This window comes from Saccharopolyspora endophytica (assembly GCF_018070075.1).
Lineage (GTDB): Bacteria > Actinomycetota > Actinomycetes > Mycobacteriales > Pseudonocardiaceae > Saccharopolyspora > Saccharopolyspora endophytica.
The window spans coordinates 151662-173836 of sequence record NZ_JAGPXE010000009.1; the positions used below are offsets into that span (position 1 = coordinate 151662).

Consider the following 22175-nt stretch of genomic DNA (forward strand, 5'->3'; position numbering starts at 1 on the left):
CAGAAGGGCGGATTGATGATGTCGCACAGCAGGACCAGACGGCTCTTGGCGCTGTTGGCCGCATTGGCGGCGACGTTGTCCCTGGCCGCCGGTTGCGGCGGGCGGGAGGCGCAGACAGGGCAAGAGGCCAAGCAGATCAACATCGGGTACATCGCGTGGGACGAGGACATCGCGGTCACCTACCTCTACAAGGAACTCCTCGAACGCCGCGGCTACACGGTCAACGCGACCGAGCTGGAGGCGGGCCCGATCTACGCCGGTCTGGCGCAGGGCAACCCGGACCTGTTCCTGGACGGCTGGCTGCCGTCGACGCACGAGGACTACTGGAAGCAGTACGGCCCGCAGCTGGAGGACCTGGGCGTGTGGTACGACCAGGCCACGCTCAACATCGCCGTGCCCAACTACATGACCGACGTCAACTCGATCGCCGATCTCAAGGGCAGGGGCGCCGAGCTGGGCGGGACCATCACCGGGATCGACCCCGGCGCCGGGCTGAGCCGCACCACCAAGGAGGCGCTGCCCGCGTACGGCCTGCAGGGCGAGTTCACGCTGCAGACGTCCTCGACCACGGCGATGCTCGCCGCGCTGCAGAAGGCGACCGACGAGAGGAAGCCGATCGTCGTGACGCTGTGGCACCCGCACTGGGCCTACGCCCGCTACCCCATCAAGGACCTGCAGGACCCGATGGGAGCGATGGGCGCGGCCGAGCAGATCCACGCCATCGGGCGCAAGGGCTTCAGCCAGGACTTCCCCGAGGTCACCGACATGGTGAAGAAGTTCAGGCTGACCGACCAGCAGCTGGCGAGCCTGGAGAACGAGATCAACAGCGCGGCCAAGGGCCAGGAGCAGGCCGCAGCGAAGAAGTGGGCCGATGCGAACCCCGACGTGATCAGGTCGTTCGCGGGCTGAGGCACCGCTTCTCGGTGGCCGGTGGGAACTTCCCGCCGGCCACTTCTCCGCGACGGACACCCGCGGCGGGCGCTCGCCGTGGGCGAACAGCTGGTCGCGTTCGTCACACCGCTTACCGGCCGCGGATACCTCCTCCGCAGCCCGTGAACAGCGCTGGACCGCAGCGGCTTTCACCGACGATCACCGGATCGTGCGATGGCGATTCGCTCGCGTTTTCGAATCGTTGGGTGCACCATTGAAACATGAGTTCGAACAGGACGCCTCAGCCCAGAAACGCCCGATCGACGATCCGGCGCCTCGTCCCACGACGGAACGACGGAGAGCCGGAGCCAACCTGATTACGACCAGTGCTCGACAACCGGTGGCCGATGCCACCGGTCGCCCCAACGCGCCCCAGCGGCGCTTGTTCTTTGACAAGTCCAGAGTGGGAAACCAGCGACCGCTCAACGACGGCGCTTGGTGCGGAGGTAGTCGCCGACGACCGCCGCACCGAGCCCGTCGGAATCCGGGGCGAGGACCCGGCCTCCGCCGCGCTTGGCGACGACGTCGACGAACGCGGCGAGGCTGGGGTCCTCCCCCAGCATGAACACGCTCAAGGTGGTGCCCAACCGCTGCAACGCGTCCACTTCGGACAACGTGACGCTGAGCGTGTGCGGACTGGGCGGGTACTGGAACACCGCTTCGCCGTCGGGTTCCAAGTGCGCGGTGGGTTCGCCGTCGGTGATCACCAGCACCACCGGCTGCGCGTCCGAGTGCCTGCGCAGGTGCCGACCGGCCAGCAGCAGCGCGTGGTGCAGGTTCGTGCCCTGCTCCCACACGCCTTCCAGCGCCGCGAGCTCGCCGACGTCCACGGTGGACGCGTAGCCGCCGAAGGTGACCAGCTGCAGGGCGTCCGAGCGGAACCGCGTCGCGATCAGGTGGTGCAGCGCCAGGGCGGTGCGCTTCATCGGCACCCACCGGCCGTCCTGCACCATCGACCACGAGGTGTCCACGCACAGCACCACCGCCGAGCGGGAGCGCTGCTCGGTCTCGGAGACCTCCAGGTCGGCGATGTCGAGCATCGGCGAGTTCTCGCCCTCGGCCGCGCGGCGCAGCACCGCGTTGCGGACCGTGCGGACCGCGTCCCAGGGCTCCGCGTCGCCGTAGGTCCACGGCCTGGTCGTGCCGGTCAGCTCCCCGGCAGCGCCGGCGCGGTCGGTGTCGCGCTCTCCCCTGCGGGTCCGCAGCTGCGAGACGACCGATTGCAGGGCGTTCTCACCGAGCCTGCGCATCGCGCGGGGGCTCAACCGCAGGCTGCCGTCCGGTGCGCGCTGCAGCAGCCCCTGATCGCGCAGCTGGCGCTCGATGTCAGACAGGCGCTGGGCGTCGACCACGGCCTGCGGGCCGAGCTGGCGCTGCAGGGCCTCCAGGTCGATGTCCTCCAGGCTCGCGCCCGGGTAGGACTGGCCCAGCTGCTCGGCCAGTCGATCCATCTCGCCCAGTTCGGCCATCGCCGCGGTGGCCTCGGCCATGCCCATCGGCTGGTCGCCGCGGAATCGCGCCCGGCCGTTCCAGTCCTCACCGGGGCGCAGTCCCTGCAGCTGGCGGTCGATCTGCTGCAACGCCTGCGCGATGCGGGGATCGCCGAAAGCCTGCTGGGACAAGGCCATCAGCTCGTCGCGCTGCTGCTCGCTCATCGAGTTGAGCATCCGCTGCGCGGCCGCCGACCGCGCCGCCAAGGCGTCGATCAGCTCGTCCACGTCGCGCGGGTTCTCCGGGAAGAACTCGCCGTGCCGTCCCATGAACTCGTCGAACTTCGACTGGATGTCCTCATCACCGCGGGCGTGCGCGGCGAGCAGGTTCGACAGGTCGTCGAGCATCTCGCGCACCCGCTCGACGTCCTCCGGCGAGACCTGCTGCATGGCCTCCTTCATGCCCTCGAAGCGCTGTTCGAGGACTTCGGTGCCCAGCATCTGCCGGATCTCCTCGAAGGTCTCGCGGGCTTCGGAGGAACGCCAGTCGTACTCCGACAGCTCGTTGACCTGACCGGCCACGTCCGGCGGCAGGGCGCTCAACTGCAGTTCGCGGAACCGGGCGTCCTCGGTCGTGTCGGCCGCCAGCGCCAGCCGCTCCTGCTCCAGGGCGCGGTCCAGCATCCTGCGGACCTCGGAGATCGTGCCGTCCAGCCGGTGCCTGCGCTGCATCTCGCTGCGGCGCTGCCACAACCGGCGGGTCAGCTCGTCCAGGCCCGCGGAATCCCGGGTGCCGGTGCGCAGCAGCTCCTCCAGCGCCGAGCGCGGGGAGGCGCCCTCCATCACGTCCCGGCCGATCTGGTCGAGCGCCTCGCGCAGGTCGACCGGTGGCTGCAGCGGGTCCGGCCCGCCGTGCCACGCCGAGTACCGGTAGCGGGGACTCATCAGCTGTACACCGAGCGGTCGTCGTCGGAGTCCTTGCCCAGCCGCTTGGCCAGGTACAGCGATTCCAGGGCCAGCTCCACGGCGCTGGCGATGCGACCGGGCGGGTCCTCCGCGCGCACACCGGCGCGTTCGGCGACCTGGTGCAGCACCGGGAGCTCCGGGAGCGCCGTGAGCACGTCCTTGCCCGCGATCTGCTCGCCGGTGGCCACCGGGTGGCCGTCCACCACGGCGTCGGCCAGCGACTGCAGGTCCAGGCCGGCGAACAGACCCCGCGCGGTGTCGGCCACGGACCGGCGCAGCAGGTAGCCGAGCAGCTCGTCCTCGCGGCCCTCCTCACCGGCCTCGAACTCGATCTTGCCGCGCAGCACGGCGGGCACCGCCGCGAGGTCGACCGGTCGCGCCACGGCCGGCTCCTCCCCCGTCAGCGCCGACCGGTGCAGAGCAGCGGCGGCGACGGTCTCGGCGGCGGCGATGGCGAACCGGGCGGACACGCCCGAGCGCTGGTCCACCGCGCTGGATTCGCGCAGGTGGTCCACGAAGCGGGCCAGCACCTCCAGCAGGTGGTCACCGACCTCGGCGGGCAAGTCCGCTTCCTGGCGCATCAACGACACCTCGTCGTCGATCTCCATCGGGTAGTGCGTGCGGATCTCGGCGCCGAAGCGGTCCTTGAGCGGGGTGATGATGCGCCCGCGGTTGGTGTAGTCCTCGGGGTTCGCGGTGGCGACGAGCAGCACGTCCAGCGGCAGCCGCAGGCTGTAGCCGCGGATCTGGATGTCGCGCTCCTCCATCACGTTCAGCAGCGCGACCTGGATCCGCTCCGCGAGGTCCGGGAGCTCGTTGATCGTCACGATGCCGCGGTGCGCGCGCGGGACGAGTCCATAGTGGATGGTCTCCGGGTCGCCCAGCGAACGCCCCTCGGCGACCTTGACCGGGTCGACGTCGCCGACCAGGTCACCGACCGACGTGTCCGGAGTGGCCAGCTTCTCGACGTAGCGATCATCGCGGTGGCGCCAGGTCACCGGCAGCTCGTCGCCCAGTTCGGCCGCACGGCGCAGCGATGCGGGCGTGATCGGCTGCAGCGGGTGCTCGCCCAGCTCGGAACCCTCGATGACCGGGGTCCATTCGTCCAGCAACGCGTGCAGACCGCGCAGCAGCCGCGTCTTGCCCTGGCCGCGCTCACCGAGCAGCACCACGTCGTGCCCTGCGATCAGGGCGCGTTCCAGCTGCGGCAGGACGGTCCGGTCGAAACCGACGATGCCGGGCCAAAGAGCCTGCCCGGAGCGCAGCGAGGTCAGCAGGTTCGCGCGCATCTCCGCCTTGATGCTGCGGGGTTCGTGGCCGCTGTTCCGCAGCTCCCCCGCCGTGCGGGGCAGCCCTGGAGGTGGGGTCGGATTCGTCACGCCTACGACGCTACTCCGCAGGAAACGTGAACGCCGCCACTGCGCCCAGGATTTCGAATGCTGGACCGGAGGAGTAGAAAACTCCAGGTAACGTCATGTCGCACAACGCGGTAGGAGGCCCTGGTGGCTCTGGAAATCGAGGTGGATCCCGGCGAGGTCGGCTTCGACGCGGCCCGGCTGCAGCGGATCGATCAGCACTTCGAGAACTACGTCACGACGGGCAAGCTGCCCGGCTGGCTGGCGCTCGTCGCGCGCCGGGGCAAGATCGCGCACCTGTCCACGCACGGGATGCGGGACGTCGAAAGCGGCAAACCGGTTGAGACGGACACGCTCTTCCGCATCTACTCGATGACCAAGCCGATCACCTCGGTCGCGGCCATGATGCTCTACGAGGAAGGCGCTTTCGAGCTCACCGACCCGGTCAGCGACTTCATCCCGTCGTTCGCCGACCTGAGCGTCTACACCGGAGGACCGGCGCGCAATCCGCAGACCCGGCCCGCCACCGAGCCGATGCGGATCTGGCACCTGCTCACCCACACCGCCGGGCTCACCTACGCGTTCAACTACCTGCACCCGCTCGACGAGCTGCACCGCCGAGCCGGCTTCGAGTTCGGCATGGCATCCGACCTGGACCTGGCGGCCTGCTGCGACGCCTGGGCCGAGATCCCGCTGCTGTTCGACCCGGGCACCCGCTGGAACTACTCGGTGGCCACCGACGTGCTGGGCCGGGTCGTGGAGGTCGCCTCCGGGCAGCCCCTCGACGAGTTCTTCCGCACGCGCATCCTGGATCCGCTCGGCATGACCGACACCGGCTTCCAGGTCGCCGCTGCCGACACCGACCGGCTGGCCTCGCTGTACGCGGCGGACCCGCAGGGCAAGGCGCGGCTGCACCCCAAGCACGAGCAGATGTACGACACCGCGTTCGAGCCACCCAAGGCCCCCTCCGGCGGCGGCGGGCTGTTCTCCTCCGCCCGCGACTACCACCGCTTCACGCAGATGCTGCTGCGTCGCGGGGAGCTGGACGGCGTGCGGCTGCTCGGCGCGCGCACGGTCGACTTCATGACCCGCAACCACCTGCCCGGCGGCGCCGACCTGGAGACGCTGGCCATGGGCGCGTTCTCCGAGGTCGCCAACGCGGGCAAGGGCTTCGGCCTCGGGTTCTCGGTGGTCGACGACCCGCTCGCGGCCAAGGTGCTGAGCTCGAAGGGCGAATTCGCCTGGGGTGGCCTGGCCAGCACGGCCTTCTGGGTCGACCCCGCCGAAGACCTCACGGTCCTGTTCCTGACCCAGCTGATGCCCTCCAGCACCCACCCCATCAGGCCCTACCTACACCAACTCGTCTACCAGGCGCTGGTGGACTGAGGTACATCATTTCCAGTGGTTGCCTTGCTCCGCGGTGCGGGTAGCGGAACCTGACACGCCTTCTGGACTCCGGGCGCCACTCCTGATGTATGTCCAATGCACGGCGTCGCGGTGTCCTCGCCAGAAGACGTGTCAGAACCCGCGGCGGTGCCAGCTGAGTCCCGTACCTGAAACGGCGGCTGCCGCCGTACTGAAACGGAGCGCTAGAAGGCAGGCCAGGGGATCGCGGGCCAGTCTCCGGAGGGTTCCGGGAAGACTCCGGCGTCGAGCAGCCGGTCGATGCGGGTGCTGACCGCCTGCACTTCCTTGATCGTGAGGTGCTCGGACAGCTGTTCGGCGAGGTCACCCTCCATGAGGGCGCGGACCTCGCCGAGCCGCTCGATCTCGGCTTCCGGAACGGCCTCGCCGATCCAGCCCCACAGCACGGTGCGCAGCTTGTCGTCGGTGTTGAGGCTGATGCCGTGGTCGACGCCGAGCACGCGGCCGTCGGGGGCGCGCAGGATGTGCCCGCCCTTGCGGTCGGCGTTGTTGATCACGATGTCGAGCACCGCCAGCCGTCGCAGCTGCTCGTGGTCGGCGTGGGCGAGCACCACCGGATCACCGTCGGGGTCCTGCGCCCGCAGCACCTGCCGCCAGCCCTCGCGCACCTCGCTGGGGTGCGTGATGTCTACCAGCTGCGCGTCCTCGTCGGTGGCCTCGTCGATCCACAGCTGCACCATGCCGGGTCCGAACGGCCCGTTGCGCAGCAGCGTCGGCGGGATCAGGTTCCAACCGGTGGCCTCCGACAGCAGGTAGGACGACACCTCGCGGCCGGCCAGCGTGCCGTCCGGGAAGTCCCACAGCGGGCGCTCGCCGCGCACCGGCTTGTAAACGCACTCGCCGGAGACCCCGTCGAGCTCGACCGAGCAGAACAGCGTCGCGTTGGACGCCTCCACGAGGCGGCCCTGGATCTCCAGATGCCCGTGCCGCAGCAGCTCGCAGGTCGCGGGCTCCTCGACGGCCACGGGCCTCAGACCTCTTCCGAGCGGCGGTAGCCGTTCTGGCGGGGGCAGATGTGCCCGGCCGGGTCGAGCGGTTCGCTGCACAGCGGGCAGGGCTTGCGGCCGGCGTTGATGACCCGTTCCGCGCGTTCGGCGAAGGCCCGGGCGTGCACCGGGCTGAGGAACACGCGCAGCGCGTCGGGCCCCTCCTCGGTGTCGTCGAGCACCACGGACTCGTCGATCTCCTCCTCGGTGACCGCGAGCAGTTCGACGACGACGGCCTCGGATTCGGCGTCCCAGCCCAGCCCCATCGTGCCGACGCGGAACTCCTCGTCGACCGGCACCGCGAGCGGTTCGGTGTCGACGAGGTCCTCGGGCGTGCGACCGGGCAGGTCGGCGTCGAACCGGCGCTGCACCTCGTCCAGGAGCGCGCCGATTCGCTCGGCGAGAACCGAGACCTGTTGCTTTTCCAATTGCACGCTCACCGTGCGGACGTCCTCGGACGCCTGCAGGTAGAAGGTGCGCTCACCGGGTTCCCCGACCGTTCCGGCGACGAATCGGTCGGGTTGGCGGAAGACGTGGATGACACGAGCCATGACCCCTCCGACATTAGGCCACCGAGTGCGCGTCCTGCGCGGCTGGCCCCCGTTTTGTACATCACCTTTCCGCACAACGCGGTGACCTGCGACGAACAGTCCCGCCAGGACGACGTTCCCGCCGTGTTCGCTGTAGGTGAACTGCGGCGCGTTGTCCTGACTGCCGATACGCTCGCGGCAAGATCAGGGGTGTTCGAACGGACCCGGATGGAGCACGCCGATGAGCATGCGCGAACTGACCCGGCCGCGGAGGCTGCAGCCGGGTGACACGGTGGCGCTGGTCGCCCCGGCCGGACCGGTGCCCGAAGACCTGCTGGAGGCGGGGCTCGCCCAGCTGCGCGCCTGGGAGCTCGACGTCCGCGTCGGCAAGCACGTCCTGGACCGCCACCCCCGCCTGGACTACCTGGCGGGCACCGACGCGGACCGGGCGGCCGACCTGCAGGAGGCGTGGTGCGACCCGCAGGTCTCAGCGGTGTTCTGCGCCCGCGGCGGCTACGGCTGCCTGCGCATGATCGACCACCTGGACTTCGCGGAGCTGGCCAAGGCGGGCCCGAAGATCCTGGTCGGTTCCAGCGACGTCACCGCGCTGCACGAGGTCTTCGCCGCCGAGCTCGGGCTGGTCACGATCTTCGCCCCGATGGTGGCGACCAAGGCGTTCGCCCACGACGAGAAGGCGCGCGGCCACTTGCGGCGCACCCTGTTCGAGCCGCAGGGCGTGACCATACTGACCGGTCGCAGCGCGCAGACCATGGTTCCCGGGCGCGCGCTGGGCGTGACCTACGGCGGCAACCTGAGCCTGCTCGCCGGCTCGTTGGGAGCGGGCGTGGCGGCACGGCCTCCGGAACGCGGCATCGCGCTGCTGGAGGACGTCACCGAGGAGCCCTACCGCCTGGACCGCTTCCTGATCCAGCTCATCCGGGCCGGCTTCTTCCAGGGCGCCACCGGGATCGCACTGGGCTCGTGGACCGACTGCGGCCCGACGGGCGAGGTGTACGCGATGCTGGAGAACCTGCTGGGCGGCCTCGGAGTGCCGATCCTCTGGGAGCTGGGGTTCGGCCACTGCGAAGCCCAGCGCACGGTCCCCCTCGGCGTCGCAGCGGAACTCGACGCCGACGCCCAGCGCCTCTCCATCCTCCAGCCGGCGCTGCGCTGAGCACGGGTTCGGGACCGCGCTTGATAGCTTCGGGATGTGCGTGTCCGGCCGATCTCCCCGCAAGCCCTGGTCGACGAGGTGGTGGAGCGCGTCGACGCCATCTCGGGGCGGTGGGCCCGGGTGGCCGTTGACGGTGCTCCGGCCGCGGGCACCGGTGATCTCGCCGATCTCCTGGTGTCCCCGCTGAGGGAACGCGGCCGCGAGGCGGTCCGGGTGCGCGCGACGGATTACCTGCGCCCGGCATCGGTGCGCCTGGAGTACGGCCACCACGACCCGGATTCCTACTACCTGTCCTGGTTCGACACCACGGGGCTGGCCCGCGAGGTCCTCACACCGCTGGCCGCGAACGGCACCGGGCAGGTGTTGCCCGCGCTGTGGGATCCGGAGGCGGACCGCTCCCCTCGCCTGAACCGCGTGGCGCTGCCGGAACGGGGTGCGGCCATCGTGGACGGACCGCTGCTGCAGGGCGTCGGACTCGACTTCGACCTGGTCGTGCACCTGTGGCTCTCCGACGCCGCGCTGCACCGGAACACACCGGAGGACCAGCGCTGGACGCTGCCCGCGTTCAAGCGCTACGCCGAGGAGGTCGACCCCACCGGGCTGGCCGACCTCGTGGTCCGCGTCGACCACCCCGACCGGCCCGCGATCATCGACAGCTTCGACTAGGAGCGGCGGTGGCCGCTGCTCCAGGTGCGGACCGCCTCAGGTTCCGCCACCCGCACCGCCGAGCGGGGTGACCACCGATCTCACGCCACGCGCCGGGTCGTGGTCGGCACCGCTGCGAGGAGCGTCTTGGTGTAGTCGTGCTGGGGATCGAGCAGGACCTGCTCGACGGTGCCGAGCTCGACGATCTCGCCCCGGTACATGACCGCGACGCGGTCGGCGATGTTCCAGGCGAGACCGAGGTCGTGGGTGATGACCAGCGTCGACAGTCCCTTGTCCACGCGCAGCCGGAGCAGCAGCGAGAGGATCTCGCCGCGCACCGTGGCGTCCAGCGAGGCGACCGGCTCGTCGGCGATGAGGACCTCCGGCTCCAGCACCAGGGCACCCGCGATGACGACGCGCTGGCGCTGACCGCCTGAGAGCTCCTGCGGGAAGCGGGAGAAGAACTTCTCCGCCGGTCGCAGTTCCGCGGCTTCCAGGGCGGCGGACACCCGGCCGACCTCGTCGTCGGTGATGCCGTGGATCCGCAGTCCCTCGGCCACCGCTTCGTAGACGGTGTGCCGCGGGTTGAGGGCACCGGTGGGGTCCTGCAGGACCAGCTGCACCTTGCGGCGGTAGTCGCGCAACGCCGCCGCCCCGGCGGGCAGCGGAACACCGTTGAACCGCACCGCACCGCCGGTGGGACGCTGCAGGCCGAGCAGCGTGCGCGCCAGCGTGGTCTTGCCGGAGCCGGACTGCCCGACCAGCGCCACGATCTCGTTGGCGCCGACCGCGAGGTCCACCCCGCGCACCGCGCGCACGGCCTGACCGGAGCGGCTGCGGAAGGTCACCGCGACAGCGTCGGCGGACAGGAGCGACTCACCGGCGGACCCGCCCTCGGTGAGGCGGAACCTCGGGTCGCCCACGGTCGGGAACGCGTCGGCCAACGCTCTGCTGTGCTCGTGCTGCGGCCGGCTCATGACCTGCTCGGTCGGCCCGTGCTCGACGACCTCGCCCCGGTACATCACCGCCAGCCGGGAGCAGGTCGCCGACAGCACCGACAGGTCGTGGCTGATCATGACCAGCGCGATACCGCGTTCGGCGACCAGGCGCTTGAGCAGGTCCAGCACCTGCGCCTGCACCACGACGTCCAGCGCCGTGGTGGGTTCGTCGGCGATGACCAGCCGGGGTTCGCACGCCAGCGCCATGGCGATCATGACGCGCTGCTTCTGCCCGCCGGAGAGCTCGTGCGGGTAGGCGCCCGCGCGGTCGGCGGGCAGCTCGACCTGGGCCAGCAGCTCCGCGACCCGCTCGCCCAGATCGCCCTTGCCCCCGTGCAGCCGGATCGGCTCGGCGATCTGCTCACCGATGGTGCGCACCGGGTTCAGCGCGTGCATCGCCCCCTGGAACACCACCGAGGCACCGGCCCAGCGGACCGCGCGCAACCGGCCGAAGCTCATCTCGCGGACGTCCTCGCCGTCGAGCAGCACCTCGCCGTCGACGCGGGCGGTGCGCGGCAGCAACCGCAGCACCGACATCGCCACGCTCGTCTTGCCGCACCCCGATTCCCCGGCCAGGCCGAGTGTTTCGCCCGCGTCCAGGCTCAGGTTCACCCCGGACACGGCGGGCTCGTCGGCGCCGCCGTAAGTGATCGACACGTCGCGCAGTTGCAGAATCGGACTCAACGTCGCCCCCGCAGCCTCGGGTTGAACACCGCTTCCAGCGCCCGGCCGCACAGCGTGAAACCGAGCACCACCAACACGATTCCCAGGCCGGGCGGCAGCAGGTACCACCAGGCACCGCCTGTGACCGCACCGGTGTCCATCGCCGACTTCAGCATCGTGCCCCAGGAAACCCGGCTGGGATCGCCCAGACCGAGGAAGGACAGCGTGGATTCGGAGATGATCGAGCTGGCCACCGACAGGGTGGTGTTCGCGAACACCAGCGGCAGCACGGCGGGCAGCACGTGCTTGAAGATCACGTGCCCGTGCCCGGCTCCGAGCGCGCGGGAGCGTTCGATGTAGGGGCGGGCCTCGATGGTCAGCGTCTGGGCGCGCACCACCCGGGCCGTGTGCGGCCAGGAGGTGACGCCGATGGCGAGCACGATCGTCCACAGCCCGCGTTCGAGCACCGTCGACAGCGCGATGGCCAGCACCAGCGACGGCAGCACCAGGAAGAAGTCGGTGAACCGCAGCAGGATTCGCGAGGCCCAGCCGCCGAAGTGCGCTGCCGCCACCCCGACCAGCGCACCGATCAGCACCGACAGGATCGCCGCCGACAACCCGACGACCAGCGAGACGCGCGCGCCCCACCAGGTCAGCAGCAGCACGGATCGGCCGGATTCGTCGGTGCCCAAGGGGTATTCGGCGCTGGGCGCCTGCAGCGCGGCACCGGTGGCGCGGGTGACGTCCAGCCCGGTGGAGTCGGTGAGCAGCGGCGCCAGCAGGGCCAGCAGCACGATCGCCGCCAGCAGCACCAGGCCCACCAGTCCGGCGCGGTCGGCCCGGAAGACCCGCCAGCCCTCGGCGAGGCTCGCCTTCCGCCGGGCGCGCACGACCTGGGATGCGGTGGGGGCGGTCATGACTCGCGCACCCGAGGGTCGATGACCCGGTAGAGCAGGTCTGCCAGCACGTTCATGACCACCACGCTTCCCGCCAGCACGATGAAGATGCCCTGCAGCAGCGGCAGGTCGGGCACCCGCAGAGCCTCGTAGGTCAGCAGCCCCAGCCCGGGCCAGGAGAACACCGTCTCCACCGTGATGGCACCGGCGACCACCAGCCCCAGCCGCAGGAAGATCAGCGTCACCGTGGGCAGCAGCGCGTTGGGCACGGCGTGCCTGCTGCGGACCAGGTCCTCGCGAAGCCCCTTGGCGCGGGCGGTCGTCAGGTAGTCCTCACCCATCTCCTCCAGCAGCGAGGAGCGCATCACCATCAGGTATTCGGCGTAGATGACCGCGAGCATCGTCAGCACCGGCAGCACCATGTGGTGCGCGACGTCGAGGATCTGCGGCAGGAGTTCCGGGGGCGTGTCGGGGTCGGAGATGCCGCCGACCGGGAACAGTCCCGGGATCGGGCCGACCCCGACGCCGAAGGCCATCAGCACGATCAGGCCAAGCCAGAACGTCGGCACCGACCACAGCGCCAGCGCCACCGAGCTGGTGGTCTTGTCGAAGGCCCCGCCGTGCTTCCAGGCCGCGCGCGAACCCATCCACAGGCCCAGCACGATGGCCAGCACCGTCGCGGTGCCGACCAGCAGCACCGTCGGGCCGATGCGCTGCAGGATCAGCTCGCCCACCGGCCGGGTGTAGGTGTAGGAGGTGCCGAGGTCACCGCGCAGCAGGTTGCCGAGGAAGTCCAGGAACTGCTTCCACAGCGGCTGGTCGAGACCGAGCCGTTCGCGCAGGTCCGCGATCTGCTGCGCCGTCATCGGAGCGCCGCGGGTCATGGTGCGCACCGGGTCTCCGGGCATCACGCGGAACAGGAAGAAGCCGAGCACGGCGACCAGCAGCAGGCTCACCAGCCCGCCGCCGATCTTGCCGCCGACGTAGCGCAGGAGCCGGCCACCGTTGCCGGTGGCCGGTTCCTGGTCGTCCACAGTGGTCAGCAGGTCCGGCACGCGGTCACTCCCGGTCGTCCGCGGTGGCACGGCGCCGCACGACGACCACCACTCCCACCAGCACGATCAGCACGACGAGCCCGCCGAGGCCCCAGGCGACGGCGGTGTAGTTCGTGCCGTCGGAGCCGTTGATCGCCTTGTCGGTGGGCTCGGCGCCGTAGTAGCCCCAGTAGCCCTGCTGACCGGTGATCACGCCTTCGGCCGCCGGCTGCGTCGTGAAGCCGTTGTACCGGTCGGTGCGGTAGGCCTCCAGCGAGTTGGCGTAGTACAGCACCAGCCCTGTCGCCTGGTCGTAGAACCGGGACTGCAGCTGCTTGACCAGGTCGGCCCGCTTGGCCGGGTCGAACTCGGCGAGCTGCTTGCCGTACAGGTCGTCGTAGGCCGGGTCGCACTGCAGCGTGTCCGGGGTGCCGTTGCCGTCGGGCGTCGGGCGGGCGCCGCAGGTCTGCAGGCGCAGCACGTAGTCCGGGTCGGGGTTGGCCGACCAGCCGCTGATGACCATGTCGAAGTCGCCGGCGGTGGTGCGATCGTTGAGCTGGTTGTCCGACACCGGCTGCAGCTCGACGTTGATGCCCAGGTCGGCGAGCCAGCGCTTGACGAACTCGCCGACCTGCGAGTCGGCGGCTTCGTCGCCGTGCAGCACGAAGTCGAAGTTCAGCGGTTCGCCCTGCGGCGTGCGGCGGATTCCGTCGGGCCCGCGGGTGTACCCGGCCTCGTCGAGCTGGCGGTTCGCGGCGGCCGGGTCGAATCCGCGCGGCTGCGGCGGGGTCCAGTGGTAGTCGCCGAAGATGGGTGGCAGGTATCCCCCGCCGACCTGCCCGTAGCCGCCGAGAACCCGCTCGACGAGGGCCTTCCGGTCGATGGCGAGATCGATGGCCTGCCGGACCCGGACGTCGGTGAGCGCGGGGTGCCCGCTGCCGATCGGCTGGTTCTCGCTGTTGGTGGCGCCGGGGTTGAGGATCATCTCGTAGAACCGGCGGCCCTGGCCCTTGACCTGCTTGATGTCGGCTTCGCCCTCCAGCGCGTCGAACTGCGCGGGGGTGAGCTTCTGGACCACGTCGAGGTCGCCCTTGCGCAGCGCCTGCACGGCGGCGTCGCTGTTCTTGAACTGGGTGAACTGCACCTCGGCGACCTTCGGCGCGCCCCGCCAGAAGTTCGGGTTGGCGGTGAGCGTGACGTCCTGCTCCGGCCGGTAACCGGTGAGCACGTAGGGGCCGCTGCCGACGACCGGCATCTGGTCGTTGGCGAAGTTCTCCACGTCGGCGACCTTGGACCACACGTGTTCGGGCACGATCGGCGCATCGATGGCCAGCATCGTGGCCTGCGGCGTCTTGGTGCGGATGACCAGCGTGGAGTCGTCCGGGGCGGAGACCTGGTCGAAGTTCTCCACGAAGTTGCCGTTGGCGGTGGAGGCGGCCGGGTCGGTCATCATCCGGTTGTAGGTGTAGGCGGCGTCCCGCGCGGTGACCGGCTGACCGTCGGACCAGGTGACCCCGGGCCGGATGTGGAAGGTCCAGGTGAGCTTGTCCGGTGTGGACTCCCACCGCTCCGCCAGCTCCGGTTCCACGCCGAAGTCTTCGGTGCTGTAGGTGGTCAGCGTCGGGTAGATCGCCCGGAAGATGTCCGTGGCGGCCAACGTGTAACCCAGGAACGGGTTGAGCGAGTCGATCTGCTGCTGCAGTCCGACGCGCAGCGTGGCGCCCTGCGGGCGGTCCCCGTTCTCCTGTGCCGACGCCGGTGCGGGCAGCAACGAGCCGACCAGCAACGCGGCCCCCAGCGCGACGAGTCGTCTACGCACGTGTGGCCCCCTTCGTCCTCGCGCGAATGGAAAGAAGGAACCACCTTTTCCTGCTGTTAGTCAATGCTTCACCGCGGGTTGTCGCGAACCCGCGTCACGCTCGGGCACGAAACCGTTGCCCGAACGCGCTGCCGACCCAGCGGGCGCCGAACCCGCGAGGAGCGCGATCGCGCGTTCGGGCACGTCTTGCCGTACGAGTTCCGCTACCCGTCCCGGCGGGCGAAACGACCGCGGGAAGCCCGGTTTACAAGTCACCCCAGCGGGCCGGTTGCCACTGCACGCATTCGGGCTTGGCTCCGGTCCGGGTGAATTCGTCCAGGGCTGCGCGGAGTTCGCGGAACGACAGCACCGCGTTGCGCGGGAACTTCAGCGTGCTGCCCGCGTCGAACGGCAAGGCGGGCGCGTCCCCCGACGGCTGCGGGTTGCAGGTGTGCCAGGAGATCATGTCGCCTTCGACGTCCTCTTCGGTGAAGTTGAGGACCCCGAGTTCGCTCTCGGCATCGGTGACGATCCGGATCTGCTCGTACGGACCGGGCGCTTCGGGATCGGCGTGCGGCCGGTCCCAGACGTAGATGTGCCCGGCGCCCTCACCGGGCGAGCGCAGCAGCTTGTCGACGAGTTCGGCCTTGTCGTCCTCGTTCTGGGCGTAGTGCCGTTCGCCGTCGATGACCGCGGTGGTGACGGTGACGCCGAGTTCGGTGTTGCGGGCACCGACGGCCTCGGCCCGCAGACCTTCCAGGCAGGTCTTGGCCTCGGTCAACGCCCGCATCGCCGCCCCCTGGTGGTACACCAGGTCTCCCCAGTACGGGTGGCCGAGGACCTTGTTGAGGTCGTCGTAGACGGCGCGGGTGTCTTCGATCAGCTTGTCCAGGGCATCGACCGGTACGTCGGTCAGACGCGCGAAAACCACCGCGGGCGGTTCCAGCGGTGCGTGCGGGTCGGGCTCGTCCTGTGCTGGATTCGACATGCCTTCCCTGCATCCACTTCGATCACGGGTACCAGCGGGGGCACCCCAGGCGCAGCTCGTTCACAGTGAGGCTACCGCGAGTCATCTCGCGGTCCCGCAGCGCATCCGGTTGATCTCCGAACGGATCAACCGGCCCAGTCGCGCAGCACTTCCAGCGCCGACTCATCGCGGGTGCCGCCGAGGGTCAGCAACGCGCGGGTCAGCCCTTCGGCGTCGTCGAGCCCGAGGTCTTCGACGAGTTCACCGGGCAGGCTGAGGGTCGACAACGCGACGCCGAGCATGCCCGCGTCGAGCAGACCCGCGCCGCGCCTGCCGATCCGGCGCCCGACCGCGGCGTGCAGCTGGACGGCGGTGTCGACGCTGGCCCGGCTGATCTCGCCGAGCGCGGTGCGCACCTCGGGGTTGCGGACGGCTTCCAGATGCAGCTCGAACAGCGCGAGGAACTGGGAACGGGCGTTGCCCGACATGCGGCTCAGCATCGCCGCGTACAGCGCGGTGATGTCGTCGGGGCAGACGTCCTCGGGGATGTGGGCGCAGAGCGCTTCGAGCGCGGCGACGTGCCGTTCGGCGAGGTAGTGCGCAATGGCCTCGAACAGGGCGTTGCGCGTCGGGTAGTAGTTCTTGGTGGTGCCCTCCGGGACCCGCGCCTCGCGGTCGATCGCGCGATGGGTCAGCCCGCGGCCGCCGTCACGCGCGAGCACCTCGATGGCGGCATCGGCGAGCAGTTCCCGACGGTTTCCTCGCTGCGTCATGCATCCCCTAGATCTCGCTCGAGTTGAGCAAGATCGTATCCCCGACACCACAGCGGTGGTGCGAGGGCACGCGGGGGTGTTGCAGCGCAGAGCGCTATTACGAGCCGATGATCAGCAACGGGTGATCATCGGACCACGCCGAGCTGCTGGGCGAGCTCGGTGATGCGGCGCAGCTGCGCGGCGCGCTCGGCCGCGAGCTGCTGCTCCGGATCGACGGCCTCGTCGGCCAGTGCCAGCAGCGACAACGTCTCGCGGACCGCGCCCTCCGGCGGAGCCGCCACCGACTCGACCAGGGCGTCGACCGCGGCGTCCAGCCCGTCCGGGTCGACGACCTGGTTGGCCAGGCCGATCCGCATCGCTTCCTCGGCGGTGACCTCACGCCCGGTCACGCAGATCTCCACCGCGCGCGCGTAACCGACCGCGCGCACGAGCGGCAGCGTCCCGCCGAGATCGGGCACCAGCCCGAGCCCGGTCTCGGCCATCCGCAGCCGCGCGTCGGTGGCCAGCACCCGCATGTCGCAGGCGAGCGCCAGCTGGAACCCGGCTCCGATCGCATGACCCCGCACGGCAGCGATCGTGACCCGTTCCGGTTCCCGCAACCAGCTGAACGCCTGCTGGTAGCCGGCGATCTCGGCGTCGGACTGCTCGGTGGGGCGCTCGGCCAGCGCCGCCAGGCCCGGAGCACCGTCCACCCCTTCAGGGCTGAACATCCTCCGGTCCAGTCCGGCCGAGAAAGCCCGGCCGGCTCCGCGCAGCACGACAACCCGGATCTCCGCGCTCAACGACCGGCCGATTTCCCGCAGCGCCTGCCAGGTGTGCGGGGTTTGCGCGTTGAGCTTGTCCGGGCGGTCCAGCGTGATGGTGGCACGCCGCCCGTGGATCGTGAGCCCCACACCGCCACGATCCAACAGGTCGGCGTCCACTACCGACTCCGCCAAGCGGACCTCCAGGCTGGACGGCACGACCGGGAACGGCCGGCCGTCGAGTTCACTTCTTCTTGGACCGCGTCGCGCCGCCACGGCCACGCAACTGCACGCCTGATTCGCTCAGAACCCGGTGCACGAAGCCGTAGGACCGACCGGTCGACTCCGCCAGTGCGCGGATGCTCGCCCCCTTCTCGTACTTCTTTCTCAGATCACTGGCCAGCTTGTCGCGCGCGCTTCCCGTAATGCGCGCGCCCTTCTTCAGCTCAGCCACGGTGTCCCCGCCTTCCCTCTGAGCAGGTCGGGCCTCGCGACCCCTGTCAGCGCAATGATCGAACAGGAAAGGCCCGAACGCCAGGCGATCATGGAAAAAAGATCGGCCATCGGTCGAGATGGGCACGCGGCGATCACCGGAATGCACTAATCCATCCGTAGTAGCCCGCCGTCGTGGTATACGGAGCGCTACGCCAACTGGACCAGATCCAGGTATTCGGCTGACCAGTGGTCCTCGGTGCCGTCCGGCAGCAGGATGACCCGTTCGGGCTCGAGCGCTTCCACCGCGCCGGGGTCGTGCGTGACCAGCACGACCGCGCCGCTGAAGCTGCGCAGCGCGTCGAGCACCTGCTCGCGGCTGGCGGGGTCGAGGTTGTTCGTCGGCTCGTCCAGCAGCAGCACGTTGGCCTGGCTGGAGACCAGTCCCGCCAGCGCCAACCGCGTCTTCTCACCGCCGGAGAGGGTGCCCGCCGGTTGCTGCAACTGCTCGCCCTGGAACAGGAACGTGCCCAGCAGGTTGCGCAGCTGCTGCTCGGGAGCGTCGGGAGCGGCGGAGCGCACGTTCTCCCAAACCGTGGCGTCGTGGTCGAGGGTTTCGTGCTCCTGGGCGAAGTAGCCGATGCGCAGGCCGTGACCTGGGACGACAGCTCCGGAGTCGGCTTCTTCCTGACTGCCGAGCAGCCGCAGCAGCGTGGTCTTGCCCGCACCGTTGAGGCCGAGCACGACGACCTTGGACCCGCGATCCACGGCCAGGTCCACCCCGCTGAAGATCTCCAGCGAGCCGTAGGACTTGGACAGGCCGTCGGCGGTCAGCGGCGTCTTGCCGCACGGGGCGGGATCCGGGAAGCGGATCTTGGCGACCTTCTCCTGGGCCTGCTCGGCCTCGGCGGAGGCCAGCAGCTTCTCGGCGCGCTTGGCCATGTTCTGCGCGGCGACAGCCTTGGTGGCCTTGGCCCGCATCTTGTCGGCCTGCGTCATCAGCGCGGACGCCTTCTTCTCGGCGTTGGCGCGCTCCCGGCGGCGCCGCTTCTCGTCGGCGGCGCGGGCGTCCTGGTAGCGGGTCCAGTCCATGTTGTAGACGTCGGCCTCGCCGCGGATGGCGTCGAGGAACCACACCTTGTTGACCACGGCCGACAGCAGGTCGATGTCGTGGCTGATGACCACCAGCCCGCCGTCGTGGTTCTTCAGGAAGTCGCGCAGCCAGTTGATGGAGTCGGCGTCGAGGTGGTTCGTGGGCTCGTCGAGCAGCAGCGTCGTCGCCGAACGGCCACCGGGCCCGGCCTCGGACGCGGCGAACAGGATGCGCGCGAGCTCGACGCGGCGGCGCTGACCACCGGAGAGCGTGCTCAGCGGCTGGTTGAGGACTCGGCCGGGAAGCCCCAGGTTGCTGCAGATGCGGCCGGCTTCGCTCTCCGCCGCGTACCCGCCGCGGGCGCCGAAGCGCTCCTCCAGGCGGCCGTAGCGGTTGATGGCCTTGTCGCGCTCCTTCTCGTCGACGAGCTCGGCCATCGCGGTCTGCGCCTTCTCCATGTCGCGCAGCAGCTTGTCGAGGCCGCGCGCCGAGAGCACCCGGTCCTGGGCGGTCACGGTCAGATCGCCTTCGCGCGGGTCCTGCGGCAGGTACCCGATCTCGCCGCGGCGGGTGAGATCGCCGGCGTGCGGTTGGCCCTCACCTGCGAGGACCTTCAACGTCGTGGTCTTGCCCGCTCCGTTGCGGCCGACCAGGCCGACTCGGTCGCCGGGCTGGACGCGCAGGGTCGCGTCGGCGAGCAGGATGCGGGAACCGGCGCGCAGTTCCAGGCCAGTGGCTGAGATCAAGGAGAACTCCGGGTAATAGGTGGTCTGCGTGGCATGAGTGCGCCCACCGGCGACGAACGGGTGGGCGTGCGGGCGCGGAGCTAATCGACGCGCGGAGTGGCGCGGGAACGCACCAAGATTCGCTTGCTGACCACGGACTCGAGTCTACCGGTCGGGATCCAGCGGATTTCGCCTGCGTTCAACCTCACTGCGGGTCCCGGACCTCGATCTCCACGGCGACCGCCCGCTTGGCGGCTTCGTCGAGGATCGCGCGGCGCGGTTCGGGCACGTCGAGAACGCGCTGCTCAGCGCGGTCGAACAGCGTGGTCAGCCGGGTGTCCTCGCGCAACGCCTGCAGCGCCTGCCGGTCGCCGCCGAGGACGAGCGCGTCGAGCTCGGCGGCCACCGGCAGCAGTGCCTTGGCGACGGCGTCGGCGGCCGAGGCCAGCGAGCGCGCCGACTGCCCCTCGCGGCGGCGGGCGAAGCGCTGCTGGGACCAGCCGCCCGCCTTGTTCCGGCCGTGCACGAGGTGCCGGTCGGTGGTGGAGGTCTGCACGACGCCGTCGACGGCGACACCGATGCTGTGCGCGCCCAGCCGCACCAGCACCAGTCCGATCCGGCGGGACACCGACACGTGCTCCACCAGCGACGACACCACGAGGCCGGGGTGCTCGCCGTGCGGCGCCGGGAGCGGGCCGAAGGGCACGCGCACCGTCGCCGTGGCGCCGTCGGTGGCGGTGACCAGCACCGTTCGCGGCTCCACCAGCGTGCTCGCGGCACCGCCGTGGGAGGCGGCGAAGCGCTCGAACCACCCGGCCACCCGGCCCGGCGCCACCTCCACCGCCCGCCCACCACCGGCCAGCTGACGAACCTTGCTCATATCCGACTCCGCTCAGAACTCGATCCTGAAGGCGGCGATAGCCGCTGCATCAGGTGTGGGACTCAGCCCGCACCGCTGCGGGTTCTCAGCGGTTCTCTGGGGAGGACAGCCGACACGCCGTGCATTGGCATACATCAGTCTCGGATCCCGGAGCCAGAGGACCGCTGAGGTTCCGCCACCCGCACCGCCAAGCAGGGTGATTCTTGAACAGCCTCAAAGGACGAAGGTGTCGTTCCACAGCTGCGTGGTGCGTCCCGACAGCGCTTCCAGCAGCGCGGCGGCCTGGTCGTCGGTGAGCGAGGCGATGAAGTCGATCACCGCGCGACCGCGTGCCAGCGTCGTGAGGTCGGCGCCCTCGGGCAGCATCTCGCGCGGCAGCTCGTCGAACTCCTCGCGGGCCAGGCCGAACAGATCGCGCAGCCGGTGCGGAGCGACCTCGACCTCGTCGATCAGCCACTCGTCGAGGGCTTCGACGAGATTGCTGATCAGCCTGTCCTGGCCGCGTTGGTGCAGGGCCAGGTCCGGCCGTTGCAGCACGAAGTGCCGGTGCACGAACTTGAGCACCTGCACCTCGTGCCACTGCTCGGGCGCGAGCGCCACGTGGCCGGAGCGGGGCTGGACGGCCCGGTCGACGCGGATGCCCTCGACCAGTCGCCGGGTCCAGTCCGCGGAGAACCTGGCCACGGCCTGCTCCGCCTGCTGGGAGCGGTCGAAGGGCACCTCCAGCAGGTCGACCGCCAACTCGGTGCGCACCTTCTTCACCGCGTCGTTGAACGCCTCGTCGTCGGCGATCCAGCCGTCCTTGGCGTGCAGGCGGCGGCGCAGCAGCTCCAGCGAGGCGCCGGGCCGCGAGTCTCCGGCCGCGACGTGCTCCTCGGCGGCGAACTCCACGCTGTGGCCGAGCCATTCCTGCAGCTCGTGGTGCACGGAGGTGAACTGCAGGATGCCGACGCGGTGGAAGTCCTCCAGGTCGTGGATCGCGTAGGCGATGTCGTCGGCGGTGTCCATGATCGACGCCTCGACGGTCTGCTGCCAGTCCGGCACGACCTTCTCGAACGGCAGGCGCGCGTCGAGCAGGTCGTCGAGCTCGGTGCTGTAGGCGGAGAACTTCGCCGCTCCGGTGCCCGGTGCGCCGGCGGGCTCCGACGCGCCGCGCGGCAGTTCGGCCGCCTGGCGGGGAACCGGCGAGTTCCTGGTCCACGGGTACTTCAGCAGCGCCGAGCGCACGGCGGCGGTCAGGTCCAGGCCCTTGCCCTCCACGCCGCGCACGTCGATGCGGGTGACCACGCGGTAGGTCTGGGCGTTGCCCTCGAAGCCGTCGGGCAGCGCGAAGCGCTCGCGCGCCAGCCTGTCCAGCACGCTCTCCCCGAGGTGCCCGAACGGCGGGTGCCCGAGGTCGTGGCCGAGCCCGGCGGCCTCGACGACGTCCAGATCGCATCCGCCGAGCTCGTCGAGCTCGGCCCGGGTGACGGGGTCGGCCAGCAGGCGCTCGGCGATGGCGCGGGCGACCTGGGCGACCTTGAGGCTGTGGGTGAGCCGGTTGTGCAGCAGCAGGCCTGAGCCGGACGGGCTGACGACCTGGGTGACGCCGCCGAGCCGCGCGAAGAAGGCAGAGGCGGAGATCCTGTCGCGGTCCGCGCGGAACGGGCTCGCGGCCAGGTCACCCGGCACGGTGTGCCCGGTGCGATCGCTGCGGCGGGCGGCGCGTGGTTGCACTTCCTCCATGCGGTCA

At 70.4% G+C, this 22175-nt stretch carries 19 protein-coding genes; 4 read left to right on the top strand and 15 right to left on the bottom strand.

The genetic code is table 11. The features are described from left to right. Positions 1 to 18: 18 nt before the first annotated feature. A complete protein-coding gene (locus KBO27_RS21065; RefSeq protein WP_246537687.1) occupies positions 19 to 909 on the top strand; it encodes a glycine betaine ABC transporter substrate-binding protein in 891 nt (296 codons plus the stop codon). Positions 910 to 1352: 443 nt separating this feature from the next. Here the strand turns inward: KBO27_RS21065 and KBO27_RS21070 are convergent, their stop codons facing one another. Then, complete coding sequence (locus KBO27_RS21070; protein ID WP_210971608.1) at positions 1353 to 3305, bottom strand: vWA domain-containing protein; 1953 nt, start codon at positions 3303 to 3305, stop codon at positions 1353 to 1355. Further along, positions 3305 to 4705 carry an ATP-binding protein gene (locus KBO27_RS21075; RefSeq protein ID WP_210971609.1) on the bottom strand — a complete coding sequence of 467 codons (1401 nt, stop codon included), beginning with the start codon at positions 4703 to 4705 and terminating at the stop codon, positions 3305 to 3307. Before KBO27_RS21075 ends, KBO27_RS21070 begins: the two co-directional genes overlap by 1 nt. A gap of 120 nt (positions 4706 to 4825) precedes the next feature. Between KBO27_RS21075 and KBO27_RS21080 the strand changes: the two genes are divergently transcribed. Continuing rightward, the gene (locus KBO27_RS21080) at positions 4826 to 6067 is read left to right on the top strand and encodes a serine hydrolase domain-containing protein (protein WP_210971742.1); all 1242 of its coding nucleotides are present in this window, start codon (positions 4826 to 4828) and stop codon (positions 6065 to 6067) included. 203 nt (positions 6068 to 6270) lie between these two features. Here the strand turns inward: KBO27_RS21080 and KBO27_RS21085 are convergent, their stop codons facing one another. Together KBO27_RS21085 and KBO27_RS21090 are read right to left on the bottom strand one after the other, a co-directional pair. Beyond that, positions 6271 to 7071 (bottom strand): SCO1664 family protein, encoded by an 801-nt coding sequence (locus KBO27_RS21085; protein WP_210971610.1) that lies wholly within the window; start codon positions 7069 to 7071, stop codon positions 6271 to 6273. 5 nt (positions 7072 to 7076) lie between these two features. Next, a complete protein-coding gene (locus tag KBO27_RS21090; protein WP_132673781.1) occupies positions 7077 to 7643 on the bottom strand; it encodes a DUF3090 domain-containing protein in 567 nt (188 codons plus the stop codon). A gap of 220 nt (positions 7644 to 7863) precedes the next feature. On the opposite strand from KBO27_RS21090, the gene KBO27_RS21095 reads away from it, so the two are divergent. Together KBO27_RS21095 and KBO27_RS21100 are read left to right on the top strand one after the other, a co-directional pair. After that, complete coding sequence (locus KBO27_RS21095; protein ID WP_210971611.1) at positions 7864 to 8796, top strand: S66 peptidase family protein; 933 nt, start codon at positions 7864 to 7866, stop codon at positions 8794 to 8796. Positions 8797 to 8832: 36 nt separating this feature from the next. Next, on the top strand, positions 8833 to 9462 hold the full coding sequence (locus KBO27_RS21100; RefSeq protein WP_210971612.1) for a nucleoside/nucleotide kinase family protein: 630 nt from the start codon (positions 8833 to 8835) through the stop codon (positions 9460 to 9462). An 80-nt stretch (positions 9463 to 9542) separates the two neighbouring features. Here KBO27_RS21100 and nikE read toward each other — a convergent pair whose 3' ends face one another. The 11 genes from nikE to KBO27_RS21155 all read right to left on the bottom strand — a co-directional run bounded on the left by nikE (position 9543) and on the right by KBO27_RS21155 (position 22168). After that, positions 9543 to 11123, bottom strand: coding sequence for a nickel ABC transporter ATP-binding protein NikE (gene nikE / locus KBO27_RS21105; protein WP_210971613.1), 1581 nt, complete (start codon positions 11121 to 11123; stop codon positions 9543 to 9545). Beyond that, positions 11120 to 12019, bottom strand: a complete 900-nt coding sequence (locus KBO27_RS21110) for an ABC transporter permease (protein ID WP_210971614.1) — start codon at positions 12017 to 12019, stop codon at positions 11120 to 11122. Before KBO27_RS21110 ends, nikE begins: the two co-directional genes overlap by 4 nt. After that, positions 12016 to 13044: an ABC transporter permease gene (locus tag KBO27_RS21115; protein WP_207922099.1), complete on the bottom strand. Its 1029-nt coding sequence runs from the start codon at positions 13042 to 13044 to the stop codon at positions 12016 to 12018. Before KBO27_RS21115 ends, KBO27_RS21110 begins: the two co-directional genes overlap by 4 nt. Positions 13045 to 13057: 13 nt before the next feature. Further along, positions 13058 to 14851, bottom strand: coding sequence for an ABC transporter substrate-binding protein (locus KBO27_RS21120; RefSeq protein WP_210971615.1), 1794 nt, complete (start codon positions 14849 to 14851; stop codon positions 13058 to 13060). A gap of 244 nt (positions 14852 to 15095) precedes the next feature. Further along, positions 15096 to 15818 (bottom strand): Imm1 family immunity protein, encoded by a 723-nt coding sequence (locus KBO27_RS21125; protein ID WP_132673788.1) that lies wholly within the window; start codon positions 15816 to 15818, stop codon positions 15096 to 15098. Positions 15819 to 15943: 125 nt separating this feature from the next. Then, a complete protein-coding gene (locus KBO27_RS21130) occupies positions 15944 to 16570 on the bottom strand; it encodes a TetR/AcrR family transcriptional regulator (RefSeq protein WP_210971616.1) in 627 nt (208 codons plus the stop codon). 125 nt (positions 16571 to 16695) lie between these two features. Then, the gene (locus KBO27_RS21135) at positions 16696 to 17508 is read right to left on the bottom strand and encodes an enoyl-CoA hydratase/isomerase family protein (RefSeq protein ID WP_246537688.1); all 813 of its coding nucleotides are present in this window, start codon (positions 17506 to 17508) and stop codon (positions 16696 to 16698) included. A 49-nt stretch (positions 17509 to 17557) separates the two neighbouring features. Beyond that, positions 17558 to 17767, bottom strand: a complete 210-nt coding sequence (locus KBO27_RS21140) for a helix-turn-helix domain-containing protein (protein WP_093260265.1) — start codon at positions 17765 to 17767, stop codon at positions 17558 to 17560. Between the two features lie 188 nt (positions 17768 to 17955). Beyond that, positions 17956 to 19584, bottom strand: coding sequence for an ABC-F family ATP-binding cassette domain-containing protein (locus KBO27_RS21145; protein WP_210971617.1), 1629 nt, complete (start codon positions 19582 to 19584; stop codon positions 17956 to 17958). Positions 19585 to 19768: 184 nt separating this feature from the next. Then, positions 19769 to 20443 (bottom strand): acVLRF1 family peptidyl-tRNA hydrolase, encoded by a 675-nt coding sequence (locus tag KBO27_RS21150; RefSeq protein WP_210971618.1) that lies wholly within the window; start codon positions 20441 to 20443, stop codon positions 19769 to 19771. A gap of 213 nt (positions 20444 to 20656) precedes the next feature. Next, positions 20657 to 22168, bottom strand: a complete 1512-nt coding sequence (locus KBO27_RS21155) for a deoxyguanosinetriphosphate triphosphohydrolase family protein (protein WP_210971619.1) — start codon at positions 22166 to 22168, stop codon at positions 20657 to 20659. Positions 22169 to 22175: the final 7 nt, after the last annotated feature.

Excerpts from the sequence above, each read along its gene's own strand:
- KBO27_RS21065 (WP_246537687.1), top strand. The coding sequence starts at position 19 with ATGTCGCACAGCAGGACCAGACGGCTCTTGGCGCTGTTGGCCGCATTG.
- KBO27_RS21070 (WP_210971608.1), bottom strand. The coding sequence starts at position 3,305 with ATGAGTCCCCGCTACCGGTACTCGGCGTGGCACGGCGGGCCGGACCCG.
- KBO27_RS21090 (WP_132673781.1), bottom strand. The coding sequence starts at position 7,643 with ATGGCTCGTGTCATCCACGTCTTCCGCCAACCCGACCGATTCGTCGCC.
- KBO27_RS21095 (WP_210971611.1), top strand. The coding sequence starts at position 7,864 with ATGAGCATGCGCGAACTGACCCGGCCGCGGAGGCTGCAGCCGGGTGAC.
- KBO27_RS21110 (WP_210971614.1), bottom strand. The coding sequence starts at position 12,019 with ATGACCGCCCCCACCGCATCCCAGGTCGTGCGCGCCCGGCGGAAGGCG.
- KBO27_RS21125 (WP_132673788.1), bottom strand. The coding sequence starts at position 15,818 with ATGTCGAATCCAGCACAGGACGAGCCCGACCCGCACGCACCGCTGGAA.
- KBO27_RS21130 (WP_210971616.1), bottom strand. The coding sequence starts at position 16,570 with ATGACGCAGCGAGGAAACCGTCGGGAACTGCTCGCCGATGCCGCCATC.
- KBO27_RS21150 (WP_210971618.1), bottom strand. The coding sequence starts at position 20,443 with ATGAGCAAGGTTCGTCAGCTGGCCGGTGGTGGGCGGGCGGTGGAGGTG.
- KBO27_RS21155 (WP_210971619.1), bottom strand. The coding sequence starts at position 22,168 with ATGGAGGAAGTGCAACCACGCGCCGCCCGCCGCAGCGATCGCACCGGG.